Below are 14199 nucleotides of genomic sequence, written 5' to 3'. Positions count from 1 at the left end.
CTCCCGGTCACGCGCTTTTGCGCTTGCGTGCCGCATGCAGTGCTTCTGCGCGCTGCTTCACGTCGCGCGCGCACTGGTCGAAACCCTGTTTCACCCACGCACCGTGGTTCTGCATGATCGTGTCCGCGTTGATGCCGAGGAACTGGTCGGTCGTGAAATAGCGGCAGCGCTGCGCGTCGATCGCATCGATGTACTGGTCGCGGCGCGCGGCGTCCTTGTTGTCGTCGGTCGGGCGCTGCTCCCACGACAGCAGGCGTTCCGGTTCGCAGGCGACGAGGATCTCGCTGACGGGAATCACGGTCTCCGTGCCGGGAATACGCACCTGCATGTGCACGAAATCGCCGAGCTTGCCGGTCGTTTCGAAACCGACGCAAAACGTGTTCCATTCGCCGTAGCGGGGGAAGTCGGTCAGCACTTCCCAGACGACGGAAGCCGGTGCGTCGATGTCGACGGTGATCGAGGTGACGAGATTCGAGGGTTTGGTCATGGGGGTTTATCGGGTGAGGCTGCGCGCCCGGCTGGCCGGGCGCCGCAGCGGTCGGATAGGTCCGCGACGGCATCGGCCGGCGCGCATGGCAGGGGCGGGACGGAACGCGCGGTGCCGGTAGCGGCCGGCAGGTGCCGCGCAGCGCACCCGACATCGAGCGTAGGCCGGCGCATGCGGCGAAGAATCGTCGGAATGGACTAAGGCGTTTCACCGGGGGGGCAGCAGCGGGTACGACGGCCGTGACCGTCGACGCCATCGGCACGCGGGGGCGTCGAACGTCGACACCACGCAGCGCAGCCGCGACAATACGGGTCTCTTCCTGCTTTCGTCATCGAGGTGCCCGTGCCCGCCAAGTCGTCCGTTGCTCCCGCGATCGTCTGGTTCCGCGACGATCTGCGCGTGACCGACCAGCCCGCGCTGACGCGCGCGGCGGCATCGGGCCGGCCGCTCGTGTGCGTATTCGTCGACGACACGGGTGCTGGCGCGGGGCGAGCGCTCGGCGGCGCGGCGCGCTGGTGGCTGCACGGGTCGCTGGCCGGGCTCGACGCGGCGCTGGCGCGTCATGGCGGACGCCTGCTGCTGTTGCGCGGCGACGCGCCGCGCGAGATCGAGCGCGTCGTGCACGACACGGGTGCGCAAGCCGTGTACTGGAACCGTCGTTATGCGCAACCGCAGCGCGACGCCGACGCGGCGCTGAAGGCGTCGCTCAAGGCGCGCGGTGTCACGGTCGAGAGCAGCAACGGCAGCCTGCTGAACGAGCCGTGGGAGGTGCTGACGGGCAGCGGTGGGCCGTACCAGGTGTTCACCGCGTACTGGCGCGCGGCGCGCCGCGATCGTGCGGTCGTCGCGCCGCTGCCGGCGCCCGAACGGATCGGCTTTTATCCGTGGCCGAAGGCGGTGAGCGACCGTGCGCTGGCGCTCGACGCGCTGGCGTTGCGTCCGCCGGTGCCGAATTGGGCCGGCGGCCTGTGCGACGCGTGGCCCGCACCCGACGAAGACGGCGCGCACGCGCAGCTCGACGCGTTCCTGACGACGTCGCTGGCCGATTACGCGGATGCGCGCGACCGTCCCGACCGGCCCGCGACGAGCCGGCTGTCGCCGTTCCTGCGCTTCGGCAACGTGTCGCCGCGACAGGTGTGGCACGCGGTGCAGGGTGCCGCGCAGGCGGGCGGCGCGGCGTGCGCGGCGGGCGCCGACAAGTTCCTGAGCGAACTCGGCTGGCGGGAATTCAGCTACATGCTGCTGTACCACTTTCCGGCACTCGCGACCGACAACTTCCGCACGCAGTTCGATGCGATGCGGTGGCGCGACGATCCCGCCGCGCTGCGTGCGTGGCAGCGCGGGCTGACCGGCTATCCGCTCGTTGATGCGGGCCTGCGCGAACTGTGGACGACCGGCTGGATGCACAACCGTGTGCGGATGGTCGTTGCGTCGTTCCTGATCAAGCACGTGCTGATCGACTGGCGCGCGGGCGAAGCGTGGTTCTGGGACACGCTGGTCGACGCCGATCCCGCGAACAACGCGGCGAGCTGGCAGTGGGTGGCCGGCTGCGGCGCCGACGCCGCGCCGTATTTCCGCATCTTCAATCCGGTCGCGCAAGGGCGGAAGTTCGACCCGGATGGCGCGTACGTGCGACGCTGGGTGCCCGAGCTTGCCGGCCTCGACACCGCATCGATTCATGCGCCGTGGGAGGCTACGCCGCTGGAGCTCGACGCGGCGGGTGTGCGGCTCGGACTCGACTATCCGGAACCGCTCGTCGAGCATGCGGCCGCGCGTGACCGCGCACTCGATGCGCTGGCGGCATTGCCGAAGCGCCGCTGACCGCCCGCATCGGGGCGCCGCATCAATTGCAGAACGCGACGTGCTCGAGCAGCGCGTACGCGACGCCCGAATCGAAGTAGGCCGCGCCGCACCACGCGACGAACGCGAGCGTGCCGGCGGCCAGTGCTGCGCGGATCATGCCCATGCCGCGTTGCCCGATGCCGGACGCGCGACGCGCGCGTCGTTGATCGGCAGGTGCAGCAACGCCGCGAGTACGCCGAGGGCGATCGAGCCGATCCACAGCGGCATGTACGAATGGGTCGCGTCGTACACGAGCGCACCGAGCCAGACACCGAAGAAGCTGCCGAGCTGGTGCCCGAAGAACACGAAGCCGAACAGCGTCGCGATGTAGCGCACGCCGAACACCTGCGAGATCACGCCGTTCGTCAGCGGCACGGTGCCGAGCCACGTGAACCCCATGACGGCCGCGAACACGTAGACGCTCGCGGGCGACAGCGGCGCGGCGACGAACGCGGCCATCGTGAGCGCACGCACGAGGTACAGCACCGACAGCACGTACTTGCGCCGCAGCAGTCCGCCGAGATGGCCGCACGCATAGGTGCCGGCCACGTTGGTCAGCGCGATCAGCGCGAGCGAGATGCTCGCGTGGCGTGCCGGCAACCCGTGGTCGAGCAGGTACGCCGGAAGATGCGTCGCGATGAAGGCGAGCTGGAAGCCGCACGCGAAGAAGCCCGCGTTCAGCAGCCAGAAGCCGCGATGCGCGAATGCCTCGCGCACGGCTTCGCCGATCGACTGGTCGGGGCCGGCGGCTGCGCCGGCAACCTGCGCGGGCCGGTCGCGCAGCAGCACGGCGAGCGGCGCGAGCAGCGCCGCGACGAGCGCCAGCGCGATGAACGCATGCCGCCAGCCGATGCCGCCGATCAGCTCCTGCGCGACGGGCACCATGCAGAACTGGCCAAGCCCGCCGATCGCGCCCGCGACGCCGAGCGCCCAGCCGCGCCGGTCGGGCGGAAACAGGCGGCTCAGTGCGCCATAGATCGAGGCGAACGCCGAGCCCGACAGCGCGATGCCGATCACGAGCCCGGCGCCGACCGTGAACATGCCGGTCGTCGCCGCATGCGCCATCGTGACGAGCCCGGCCGCATAGAGCAGCATTCCGGCGACGATCACGCGCAGCGAGCCGAAGCGATCGGCGACCATGCCCGTGAACGGCTGCGCGACGCCCCAGATCAGGTTCTGCAGCGCCAGCGCGAGCCCGAACGCTTCGCGCGACCAGCCGTGGTTGAGCGACACCGGCGCGAGGAACAGGCCCTGCACGTGGCGGATGCCGAGCGCGGCGCCCATGATCAGGCCGCCGGCCAGTACGGGCAGCCAGCGGCGGCGGACTTCCTGCTCGATCGGGGTCATGCGTGTCTCCGGATGAAGGTGCGCGGCGAAACGGCCGCGCTCGATCCGATTAGACGATCGGGACCGTTGCCGCTCAAGCGATCATTCGGTCAGGTTGGCATGCGTGCGGAGAATGCGACGAGGGGTGCTCGGGATGGGGCGGAAGCGTCCGGCCGCGGTCAGCGGCATTCGCCAAACCGGCTCCGCCCTACGCCGATGCCGGGTCGTGCGCACGTATCGCGGTATCGCATTCGGCTGCTTCGGCGAGCATCCAGTCGCGGACGTCTGCGACTTCGCGGCGCGGCGCCGGATCGTGCTGGAACAGCCAGTAGCCGTACGCCTCCGACAGCGCCTGCGTGTGCGGCCCGAGCACCGCGAGCCGCCCGTCCGCGAGCATCGGCGCGACGAGCGCGAGCCGCCCGAGCGCGATGCCCTGGCCGGCGATCGCGGCCTGGATCACCTGGTCGTACTGGTTGAAGCGCAGCACGCCTTTCGGGCGCGCGTCGCCGAGTCCGGCCGCGAGCAGGTGCGTGTGCCACTGCAATTGCGGCTGCGGCGGCCCGTCGAATTCGAGCAGCACGTGGCCGGCGATCGCGGCCGCGTTCGTGACGGGCCGCGCCGCGAGCGCGGGATGGGCGACCGGCACGACGATCTCGTCGAACAGGTGCAGCGCGCCGGCCGGCGCGCGGTCGCGCGGACAATAGCGGATGCCGAGGTCGATGCCTTCGGCGCGCAAATCGAGTACCTTGTCGTTCGCGGCGACGCGCAGGTCGATCTCCGGCAGGCGCGCCTGCAGCCGCCCGAGCCGCGGCAGCAACCACAGCGCGGTGACACCGATGCTCGCGGTGATCGTGACGGGCTGGCGCTCGCGCGCGGCGGCGAGCGACGCGACGGTGTCCTGCAGGCCGTGCAGTGCCGCATCGGCGACCCGAAACAGCCGCTCGCCTTCCGGCGTGAACGCGATCTTCCGGTAGCCGCGCTGCAGCAGCGCGACGCCGAGATGTGCTTCGAGCGCGTGCACCTGGCGGCTGACCGCCGATTGCGTGACGCACAGGTCCTGCGCGGCGAGCGTGATGCTCATGCGGCGGCCGACGGCGACGAAACCGCGGACGAGGTCGAGCGACGGGAGACGGACGAGCGGCGTTGACATGCGCGTGACTCATGCGAACGGAGCAGCAAGATTGGTTGAGAACGCGGGGCGCGTCAAGTTCAATGGAGGCTGGAGCGGGCTCGGGCGGCGAAGCATGGGGCTGGAGCAGGCGGCGGGGCGTTGACGCCCTGGCCGAGTGCGAAGCATGGGCTCGGGCAAGCACCGAGGCGCCACCCGAATCGAACGTGAAGTAGGGGGCTGAGGAAGCGCCAAAGCGCTAACTCGGGCCGACCGCGAAGCACGGGATGCGAGTAAGCGCTGAAGCGCCAACCCGGATCGACCGCGAAGCATGGGACCCGAGTAAGCGCCAAAGCGCTAACCCGGACCGACCGCGAAGCATGGGACCCGAGTAAGCGCCAAAGCGCTAACTCGGACCGACCGCGAAGCATGGGGTCCGAGTAAGCGCTAAAGCGCTAACTCGGACCGACAGGAGACTCGATGACGATTTCGAACGAAGGCAGCGGAACGACGCAGGGCAGCCGCGCGGCGGGCGCATTGCCGCCCGAGCCCGTGACGCTGCGCGCGGCCGACGGCTATGAATTGCGCGGCCATGTATGGCGCCATCGCGGCGGCAGTGTCGCGCGGCCCGTGACGGTCATCAATTGTGCGACGTCGGTGCGTTGCGATTACTACTTTCGTTTCGCGGCCTGGCTGTTCTCACAGGGGCGCGACGTGCTCGTCTACGACTATCGCGGCATCGGCGGGTCGCGCCCGGCGCAGCTCGCGAAGCTGCGCGCGAACTGGCTCGACTGGGGGCGGCTCGATTGCGAAGCCGCGCTGCAATACGCTCGCGACGCGTTTCCAGGCCAGCCGATCGACGTCGTCGCGCACAGCATCGGCGGGTTCGCGCTCGGGCTCGCGGCATCGAACGGACACGTGCGGCATGCGGTGACGGTCGGCGCGCAGTACGCGTACTGGCGCGATTACCTGCCGGCCGAACGGCGGCGCATGTGGTGGAAGTGGCACGTTGCGATGCCGGTGCTCGCGACGGTGTTCGGCTACGTGCCCGCGAAGCGGCTCGGCTGGATGGAGGACACGCCGCGCGGCGTCGCGTTGTCGTGGGTGCGCTCGCAGGCGCGCTTCGAGGATGGCTATACGAGCGGCCCGCTCGCTGAACCCGCCGCGAGCCGCGCCGCGTTGCCCGCCCGCTTCGCGGGGCTGTCGGCGCCGATGCTCGCGATCGGCCTCGACGACGACGGGTTCGGCACGGTCGAAGCGATCGAGCGGCTGGTCGGCTACTACACGGGCAGCGACGTCACGCATCTGCGGATCGGGCCGGCCGACATCGGCGTCGATGCGATCGGCCATTTCGCGTTTTTCCACAGCCGCTTCACCGACACGTTGTGGCCGCTTGCGTTGTACTGGCTGCAGCACGGCGTGCTGCCGGCCGATGCGCCGGGCCGCGTGCGCGCGCTCCACCCGGCGTCGCGCGGGCGGGCAGCGGGCAGCGGCGTGCCGGGCGTCGCCGCGAACGGGTGATGCACGGCGGCTGCCCGATGCGTCGCAGGCATCGCGTGTTGCCGTGCGCGGCCTTCGCATGCCGCTCATGAAGCCGCTCCGGTTCGATGCGGCCGCGGCGATCCGCACACCCGCCGGCTCGTACGCCGGCGCGATCGATTAACATCGGGCCTTCCCTTTCACAGCACAGGCTGCCGCGCATCGATGTCCATTCCGTCCGATTCCGCTTCTCCGGCCGACACCCCCCGCGCGTGGCGCGTGCACGCGCTCGATGTGCCGCCCGCCGCAGCCCGCGCGGGTGTGCGGGTCGTGCGCATCGATTTCGACTGGAGCATCCCGCTCGCCTCGCCGGCCTATGCGGCACTGAGCGATGGCGAACGCGCGCGTGCCGCGCGCTTCATGCGTCACGAGGATGCGGTACGCAGTGCCGCGACGCGTGCCGCGCTGCGCGACGTGCTCGGCGCGGCCCTCGGGGTCGCGCCGCACGCGGTCGCGATCGTCGTCGACGAATCGGGGCGGCCGTCGCCGGCCCCCGCGTATCAGACGGAACTCGATTTCAACGTGTCGCATGCAGGCGCCCACGCGTTGCTCGCGTGGGCGCCCGCGGGCCGCGTCGGCGTCGATATCGAGTGTTGTGACCGCGCGGCCGACTGGCGTGCGCTGACGCGCGAAGTCTGCGCGCCCGCCGAGGCCGCCTGGCTCGACAGCACGTCGCCCGCCGCGCGCGCGGCGGCGTTCATGCGCGTGTGGTCGGCGAAGGAAGCGCTGCTCAAGGCGCTCGGCACCGGCATCGTCGGCGGGTTGCGTGCGTTCGCGGTCGTGCCGCCGCGCGATGTGGCGACACCCGCGACGACGATCGTCGACCCGGCCGCGCCGGCGGCCGGCGTCGCGGCGTTCGATGCCGCGTGGCTCGATGCGGCGCCCGGCTACGCGGCGTGCGTCGCGTGGACGCGCACGCGCGCATAGCGCAGGTCACCGCACGTCAACCGGCGTCGCTCATTCGAGCGGCGCGTCGTTCGGCGCCGCGTAGCGCGCCTTGATCACGTCGCTCATCGGGAAGTCGAACGCGAGCCCCTTCGGCGGCACCGGCTTCAGGAACCACCTGTCGTACAGCGCGTCGATCTCGCCGCGCTTCATCAACTGCACGAGCACGCCGTCGACGAGCGCCTTGAACTGCGGATCGTCCTTGCGCAGCATGAACCCGTAGGCTTCCGACGACTGCGGCGTGCCGACGATCTGCCAGTCGGCCGGCTTCGCGGCGAGCTGGCGCACGCCCGCGAGCAGCACGTCGTCCATCATGTACGCGGCCGCGCGGCCCGATTCGAGCGTGAGGCGTCCTTCGCCGTAGTCCTTCGCGCTGATGATCTGCACGTTCATCTTCTTTTCCTCGTTCATCCTGCGCAGCAGGCGCTCGGACGTCGTGCCCTGGTTCGTCACGACCGTCTTGCCGGCGAGGTCGGGGAAGTCGCGGATGCCCGAGCTCGTGCGCGTGAGCAGGCGCGTCGTCGCGACGAAGAAGGTGGTCGAGAAGGCAACCTGCGCGTGACGCGCGGCGAGGTTCGTGGTGACGCCGCATTCGAGATCGACGGTGCCGTTCTGCACGAGCGGGATGCGGTTCTGCGACGTGACGGGGATGAAGCGCACCTGCAGGTCGGGCTTGCCGACGCGCGCCTTCACGGCGGCAATCACGCGGTCGCACAGGTCCTGCGAGAAGCCGATGACCTTGCCGTTCGCGTCGACGTAGGAGAACGGCACCGACGTTTCGCGGTGGCCGATCGAGATCAGGTTGCTCTGCCGGATCTTCTCGAGCGTGCCCGAGAGCGGCTCCGCGGCGAACGGGGCGCCGCATGCGAGTGCACACGCGGCGGCGAGCAGGCCGCGGCCGAGCAGGGCGGTGAAGCGGGGCGGGAAGTGCATGACGGTCTCCGTGACAAATGGTGATCCGTATGTTGCCAAAGACAAAATAATTGCAACATATGTTAAGAGTCGGATCCCGCCAACCGATCCGGCGGGCCCCACCGGGCATCAGGGAAACTCCCAAGTCGAAATCGGTGAAAAACGGGTTGTCTAGACAAGTTCAGGTGGCTACACTTCAAACCACTCCGAACTTGTCTAGACAGGATTGCTCACATGATTACGTTGACCCCCGGCCACCTGACCCTCCCGCAACTGCGCCAGATCGCACGCGAATCCGTGCAGCTGACGCTCGACCCGGCCAGCTTCGCGAAGATCGACGCCGGCGCGAAGGCCGTCGCCGACATCGCCGCGAAGGGCGAGCCGGCCTACGGCATCAACACGGGCTTCGGCCGCCTGGCCAGCACGCACATCCCGCACGACCAGCTCGAACTGCTGCAGAAGAACCTCGTGCTGTCGCACGCGGTCGGCGTCGGCGAGCCGATGGCGCGCTCGTCGGTGCGCCTGCTGATGGCGCTGAAGCTGTCGAGCCTCGGCCGCGGCCACTCGGGCATCCGTCGCGAAGTGATGGACGCGCTGATCACGCTGTTCAACGCAGACGTGCTGCCGCTGATCCCGGTGAAGGGCTCGGTCGGCGCATCGGGCGACCTCGCGCCGCTCGCGCACATGTCGGCCGTGCTGCTCGGCGTCGGCGAAGTGTTCATCCGTGGCGAGCGCGCAAGCGCAGTCGACGGTCTGCGCGTCGCGGGCCTCGCGCCGCTGACGCTGCAGGCGAAGGAAGGCCTCGCACTGCTGAACGGCACGCAGGCATCCACCGCGCTGGCGCTCGACAACATGTTCTCGATCGAAGACCTGTACCGCACCGCGCTGGTCGCGGGTGCGCTGTCGGTCGACGCGGCGGCCGGCTCGGTGAAGCCGTTCGACGCCCGCATTCATGAACTGCGCGGCCATCAAGGCCAGATCGACGCGGCAGCGTCGTATCGCGACCTGCTCGAAGGCTCGCCGATCAACCAGTCGCACCGCGATTGCGACAAGGTGCAGGATCCGTACAGCCTGCGCTGCCAGCCGCAGGTGATGGGCGCGTGTCTGGACCAGATGCGCCATGCAGCCGACGTGCTGTTGATCGAAGCGAACGCCGTATCGGACAACCCGCTGATCTTCCCGGACACCGGTGAAGTGCTGTCGGGCGGCAACTTCCACGCGGAACCCGTCGCGTTCGCGGCCGACAACCTCGCACTGGCCGCAGCTGAAATCGGTGCGCTGGCCGAGCGCCGCATCGCGCTGCTGATCGACGCGACGCTGTCGGGCCTGCCTCCGTTCCTCGTGCGGGACGGCGGCGTGAACTCGGGCTTCATGATCGCCCACGTGACGGCTGCCGCGCTCGCATCGGAAAACAAGACGCTCGCGCACCCGGCGTCGGTCGACTCGCTGCCGACTTCCGCGAACCAGGAAGACCACGTGTCAATGGCGACGTTCGCCGCGCGCAAGCTCGCCGACATCGCCGACAACACGAAGCACATCCTCGCGATCGAACTGCTGGCTGCCGCACAAGGCGTCGACCTGCGCGCGCCGTACCACACGAGCCCGAAGCTGGCGCCCGCGATGGAAACGATCCGCGGCAAGGTTGCGCACTACGAGCTCGACCACTACTTCGCACCGGACATCGCAGCGATCGCGAAGCTCGTCGGCGAGCGCGCGTTCGCGAAGATCGCGCCGTTCTCGTTCGCATCGGAACAGTAAGCCCATGAGCGCGCCGGTCTACCAGGAGATCAAGGATTTCATCCTGGGCCGCATCCACGCAGGCGAGTGGGAGGAGGGCGACCAGGTGCCGTCCGAGAACGAGCTGGCGCGCGAATTCAAGGTGGCACGCATGACCGTCAACCGCGCGCTGCGCGAGTTGACGGCCGAGCAGGTGCTCACACGCATGAAGGGCGCGGGCACCTACGTCGCGCGGCCGAAGTACGAGTCGACGCTGGTGGCGATCCGCAGCATCTCGGAGGAGGTCGGCGCGCGCGGGCATGCGTATCACGCCAGCGTGCTCGGCCTCGACACGATCCGCGCCGACGAGGCGCTCGCCGACGAGATGCAGGTGACGGTGCGCACGAAGCTGTTTCACTCGCAGGTGCTGCACTTCGAGAACGACGAGCCGGTGCAGCTCGAAGAACGGTGGGTGAATCCGGCGGTCGCGCCGGATTACGCCGGGCAGGATTTCACGAACACGACGCCGAACCTGTACCTGATGCGCGCGGCTCCGCTGCAGCGCGTCGAGTACCGGATCGAAGCGGCGGCCCCGGCGCCGGAGCGGCGCGAGCAGCTGCGGATGGACGACGTCGAGCCGTGTCTGGTTTTACATCGGCGCACCTGGTCGCAGGGCGTCGTCGCCTCGGTGGCGAATCTGTGGCATCCCGGCAGCCGTTATCGCTTCACCGGGCATTTCTGATTCCTATTTGATATTCATTTCCCTCGGGAGCAGTCGTCATGAACCATCCGAAACACATCGATCCCCGTCTCGATCCGACGCGCACGATCCGCGCGCCGCGCGGCAGCGAGAAAGTTTGCAAGACCTGGCTGGCCGAAGCGGCCTACCGGATGATCCAGAACAACCTCGACCCGGAAGTCGCCGAGCATCCGCATGCGCTCGTCGTGTACGGCGGCATCGGCCGCGCGGCGCGCAACTGGGAATGCTACGACCAGATCCTCGCGTCGCTGAAGGATCTCGAAGAGAACGAGACGCTGCTGATCCAGTCGGGCAAGCCGGTCGGTGTGTTCCGCACGCACAAGGATGCACCGCGCGTGCTGCTGGCGAATTCGAACCTCGTGCCGCACTGGGCGAACTGGGACCACTTCCACGAGCTCGACCGCAAGGGCCTGATGATGTACGGCCAGATGACGGCCGGCAGCTGGATCTACATCGGCAGCCAGGGCATCGTTCAGGGTACCTATGAAACGTTCTTCTCGGTCGCGAACCAGCACTTCAACGGCGATCCGTCGGGCCGCTGGATCCTGACGGGCGGCCTGGGTGGCATGGGCGGCGCGCAGCCGCTGGCCGCGACGATGGCCGGCTTCTCGATGATCGCGGTCGAATGCGACGAGACGCGTATCGACTTCCGCCTGAAGACGCGCTACGTCGACAAGAAGGCGACGACGCTCGACGAAGCGCTCGGCATGATCGAGGAAGCGAAGCGCACCGGCAAGCCCGTGTCGATCGGCTTGCTCGGCAACGCGGCCGACGTGTTCCCGGAACTCGTCAAGCGCGGCATCACGCCGGATTGCGTGACCGACCAGACGAGCGCGCACGACCCGATCAACGGCTACCTGCCGCAAGGCTGGACCGTCGCGCAATGGCGCGAAGCGCAGAAGGTCGATCCGCAGAGCATCGTGAAGGTCGCGAAGCAGTCGATGGCCGTCCAGGTGCAGGCGATGCTGGATCTGCAGGAGCGCGGCGCGGCAACGCTCGACTACGGCAACAACATCCGCCAGATGGCGCTGGAAATGGGCGTCGAGAACGCGTTCGACTTCCCGGGCTTCGTGCCGGCGTACATCCGCCCGCTGTTCTGCGAAGGCAAGGGCCCGTTCCGCTGGGTCGCGCTGTCGGGCGATCCGGAAGACATCTACAAGACCGACCAGAAGGTGAAGGAGCTGATCCCCGACGATCCGCACCTGCACAACTGGCTCGACATGGCGCGTGAGCGCATCGCGTTCCAGGGCCTGCCGGCACGGATCTGCTGGGTCGGCGTGAAGGATCGCTATCGCCTCGGCCAGGCGTTCAACGAGATGGTCAAGAACGGCGAACTGAAGGCCCCGATCGTGATCGGCCGCGACCACCTCGACACGGGTTCGGTCGCAAGCCCGAACCGCGAGACGGAATCGATGAAGGACGGCTCGGACGCCGTGAGCGACTGGCCGCTGCTGAACGCACTGCTGAACACCGCAGGCGGCGCATCGTGGGTGTCGCTGCACCATGGCGGCGGTGTCGGCATGGGCTTCTCGCAGCACTCGGGCGTCGTGATCGTCGCCGACGGTACCGCCGAAGCGCACGAACGCCTCGGCCGCGTGCTGCTGAACGACCCGGCGACGGGCGTGATGCGCCATGCGGATGCCGGCTACGAACTCGCGCAGCAGACGGCCCGCGAAGCCGGCCTGAAGCTGCCGATGCTCGGCCGCTGAGCATGACGGCGCTCCACCAGGCGCCGGTGAACGCGACGCTGGCCGCCGCGCTGATCCGCGCAGCGGATCTCGTCGCGTCGCCATGGAAGAACGGCGGCGGCGTGACGCGCGAAATCGGCGCGTTCCCCCCGGGCGCCGCGCTCGACGCGTTCGCGTGGCGCGTGAGCGTCGCGGACGTCGGCACGGCCGGGCCGTTCTCGCGTTTCGACGGAATCGACCGCACGCTCGTGCTGCTGTCCGGCGCGGGCATGACGCTCGCCGAGGAAGGCGGCGCACGCCACGTGCTCGACGCACCGCTGGCCCGCGCGGATTTCGCGGGCGAGGCGGCGATCGACGCGACGCTGCATGACGGCGCGACGCGCGACTTCAACCTGATGACGCGTCGTTCGGCCGCGCGCGGCACGCTCGACGTGTGGCGCGCGGGCGCGCACCGCTCCGGGCACGCCGATACTGTGCTGCTGCATTGCGCGGCCGGCGAGGCCGCCGTTGAAATCGACGGCAAGCACTACACACTGCAAGAAATGGACACGTTGCGGCTCGATGGGCCGCGGCGTGCGTTTGACGTCGTCGTGAGCGGTAGCGGCGCGTTGCTCGCCGTGTCGCTCGCCATCGGCGAACGAGACTGAACGCATGAAACCGACTGTCTGGCATCACCTGAGGCTGTGTCCGCACGGCCATCCTGACGAGACGATCGACGACGCGGCGATCGCCGTCGACGAAACCGGCACGATCGCCTGGCTCGGCGCGATGTCCGCGCTGCCGCACGGTTATGCCCACTGGCAGCGCGAGGATCTGCATGGCGCGTGGGTGACGCCTGGCCTCGTCGACTGCCATACGCACCTCGTGTACGGCGGCACGCGTGCCGACGAATTCGCGCAGCGCCTCGCGGGCGTCAGCTACGAGGAAATCGCGCGGCAGGGCGGCGGGATCGTGTCGACGGTGCGCGCGACACGCGCGGCCGACGAGACGACGCTGTTCGTGCAGGCCGCCGCGCGGCTGCAGCCGCTGCTCGCCGAAGGCGTGACCGCGATCGAGATCAAGTCGGGCTACGGGCTCGACCTCGCGAGCGAACGCAAGATGCTGCGCGTCGCGCGCCAGCTCGGCGAGCGTTTTCCGGTCACGGTCTACACGACCTTCCTCGGCGCGCATGCGCTGCCGCCCGAATACGCAGGCCGTGCGGACGCATACATCGACGAAGTGTGCAACCGGATGCTGCCGGCGCTGGCCGACGAGGGGCTCGTCGATGCGGTCGACGTGTTCTGCGAACGCATCGGCTTTTCGCTCGCCCAGACCGAGCGCGTGTTCGAAGCCGCGACACGACGCGGGCTGCCCGTGAAGCTGCATGCGGAGCAACTGTCGAACGCGGGCGGCACGGCGCTCGCCGCGCGTTATCGCGCGCTGTCTGCCGACCACCTCGAATTTCTCGACGAAGCCGGCATCGAGGCGATGAAGGCGGCCGGCACGGTCGCCGTTCTGCTGCCCGGCGCGTACTACTTCATCCGCGAGACGCAACTGCCGCCGATCGAGCTGCTGCGCAAGCACGGCGTGCCGATCGCGCTCGCGACCGATCACAACCCCGGCACGTCGCCGCTCGAATCGCTGCTGCTGACGTTGAACATGGGCTGCACGTTGTTCCGCATGACGGTGCCCGAAGTGCTGCAGGGCGTGACGCGCCATGCGGCCGCGGCGCTCGGCCGCGCGGATCGCCACGGCGCGCTCGAGGTCGGTCGCCAGGCCGACTTCGCCGCCTGGTCGGTCGGCTCGCTGGCGGAGCTCGCCTACTGGATCGGCCGGCCTCTGTGCGAGCAGGTCGTACGCGGCGGCACGACCGTGTTTCGCCGGATCAATGGATAGC

At 69.2% G+C, this 14199-nt stretch carries 12 protein-coding genes; 8 read left to right on the top strand and 4 right to left on the bottom strand.

Annotated features, from left to right (window positions below; translation table 11 throughout):
- Positions 1–7: 7 nt before the first annotated feature.
- On the bottom strand, positions 8–487 hold the full coding sequence (locus HAV18_RS23345) for an SRPBCC domain-containing protein (protein ID WP_166960415.1): 480 nt from the start codon (positions 485–487) through the stop codon (positions 8–10).
- 342 nt (positions 488–829) lie between these two features.
- Here HAV18_RS23345 and HAV18_RS23340 point away from each other — a divergent pair, with 342 nt between their 5' ends.
- A complete protein-coding gene (locus HAV18_RS23340) occupies positions 830–2308 on the top strand; it encodes a deoxyribodipyrimidine photo-lyase (protein WP_166960412.1) in 1479 nt (492 codons plus the stop codon).
- A 135-nt stretch (positions 2309–2443) separates the two neighbouring features.
- Here the strand turns inward: HAV18_RS23340 and HAV18_RS23335 are convergent, their stop codons facing one another.
- Entirely contained in the window at positions 2444–3676 is a 1233-nt protein-coding gene (locus tag HAV18_RS23335) for an MFS transporter (protein ID WP_243771759.1), read from the bottom strand.
- A 187-nt stretch (positions 3677–3863) separates the two neighbouring features.
- Positions 3864–4805, bottom strand: coding sequence for a LysR substrate-binding domain-containing protein (locus HAV18_RS23330; protein ID WP_166960409.1), 942 nt, complete (start codon positions 4803–4805; stop codon positions 3864–3866).
- A 438-nt stretch (positions 4806–5243) separates the two neighbouring features.
- On the opposite strand from HAV18_RS23330, the gene HAV18_RS23325 reads away from it, so the two are divergent.
- Positions 5244–6284 (top strand): alpha/beta fold hydrolase, encoded by a 1041-nt coding sequence (locus HAV18_RS23325; protein ID WP_166960406.1) that lies wholly within the window; start codon positions 5244–5246, stop codon positions 6282–6284.
- A gap of 183 nt (positions 6285–6467) precedes the next feature.
- A complete protein-coding gene (locus HAV18_RS23320; RefSeq protein WP_166960403.1) occupies positions 6468–7229 on the top strand; it encodes a 4'-phosphopantetheinyl transferase superfamily protein in 762 nt (253 codons plus the stop codon).
- Positions 7230–7259: 30 nt separating this feature from the next.
- Here HAV18_RS23320 and HAV18_RS23315 read toward each other — a convergent pair whose 3' ends face one another.
- Positions 7260–8180, bottom strand: a complete 921-nt coding sequence (locus HAV18_RS23315; protein ID WP_166960401.1) for a glutamate/aspartate ABC transporter substrate-binding protein — start codon at positions 8178–8180, stop codon at positions 7260–7262.
- A 213-nt stretch (positions 8181–8393) separates the two neighbouring features.
- On the opposite strand from HAV18_RS23315, the gene hutH reads away from it, so the two are divergent.
- Genes hutH through hutI form a run of 5 tightly spaced genes read left to right on the top strand, consistent with a single transcriptional unit; the run spans position 8394 to position 14198 of the window.
- A complete protein-coding gene (gene hutH, locus HAV18_RS23310; protein ID WP_166960398.1) occupies positions 8394–9917 on the top strand; it encodes a histidine ammonia-lyase in 1524 nt (507 codons plus the stop codon).
- Between the two features lie 4 nt (positions 9918–9921).
- A complete protein-coding gene (hutC, locus tag HAV18_RS23305; RefSeq protein ID WP_166960395.1) occupies positions 9922–10617 on the top strand; it encodes a histidine utilization repressor in 696 nt (231 codons plus the stop codon).
- A gap of 38 nt (positions 10618–10655) precedes the next feature.
- Entirely contained in the window at positions 10656–12344 is a 1689-nt protein-coding gene (gene hutU / locus HAV18_RS23300) for a urocanate hydratase (RefSeq protein ID WP_166960392.1), read from the top strand.
- 2 nt (positions 12345–12346) lie between these two features.
- Positions 12347–12970: a HutD family protein gene (locus tag HAV18_RS23295; protein ID WP_166960389.1), complete on the top strand. Its 624-nt coding sequence runs from the start codon at positions 12347–12349 to the stop codon at positions 12968–12970.
- A 4-nt stretch (positions 12971–12974) separates the two neighbouring features.
- A complete protein-coding gene (gene hutI, locus HAV18_RS23290; RefSeq protein WP_166960387.1) occupies positions 12975–14198 on the top strand; it encodes an imidazolonepropionase in 1224 nt (407 codons plus the stop codon).
- Position 14199: the final 1 nt, after the last annotated feature.

It is taken from the genome of Burkholderia sp. D-99 (assembly GCF_011605345.1).
Lineage (GTDB): Bacteria > Pseudomonadota > Gammaproteobacteria > Burkholderiales > Burkholderiaceae > Burkholderia.
Note: the sequence above shows the minus strand (reverse complement) of the source record. Positions and strands in the feature narration are given on the sequence as shown.

Bases quoted from the DNA above. Each gene is read 5' to 3' on its own strand.
- HAV18_RS23345 (WP_166960415.1), bottom strand. From the start codon at position 487: ATGACCAAACCCTCGAATCTCGTCACCTCGATCACCGTCGACATCGAC.
- HAV18_RS23335 (WP_243771759.1), bottom strand. From the start codon at position 3,676: ATGACCCCGATCGAGCAGGAAGTCCGCCGCCGCTGGCTGCCCGTACTG.
- HAV18_RS23330 (WP_166960409.1), bottom strand. From the start codon at position 4,805: ATGTCAACGCCGCTCGTCCGTCTCCCGTCGCTCGACCTCGTCCGCGGT.
- HAV18_RS23325 (WP_166960406.1), top strand. From the start codon at position 5,244: ATGACGATTTCGAACGAAGGCAGCGGAACGACGCAGGGCAGCCGCGCG.
- HAV18_RS23320 (WP_166960403.1), top strand. From the start codon at position 6,468: ATGTCCATTCCGTCCGATTCCGCTTCTCCGGCCGACACCCCCCGCGCG.
- HAV18_RS23315 (WP_166960401.1), bottom strand. From the start codon at position 8,180: ATGCACTTCCCGCCCCGCTTCACCGCCCTGCTCGGCCGCGGCCTGCTC.
- hutH (WP_166960398.1), top strand. From the start codon at position 8,394: ATGATTACGTTGACCCCCGGCCACCTGACCCTCCCGCAACTGCGCCAG.
- hutC (WP_166960395.1), top strand. From the start codon at position 9,922: ATGAGCGCGCCGGTCTACCAGGAGATCAAGGATTTCATCCTGGGCCGC.
- hutU (WP_166960392.1), top strand. From the start codon at position 10,656: ATGAACCATCCGAAACACATCGATCCCCGTCTCGATCCGACGCGCACG.
- HAV18_RS23295 (WP_166960389.1), top strand. From the start codon at position 12,347: ATGACGGCGCTCCACCAGGCGCCGGTGAACGCGACGCTGGCCGCCGCG.
- hutI (WP_166960387.1), top strand. From the start codon at position 12,975: ATGAAACCGACTGTCTGGCATCACCTGAGGCTGTGTCCGCACGGCCAT.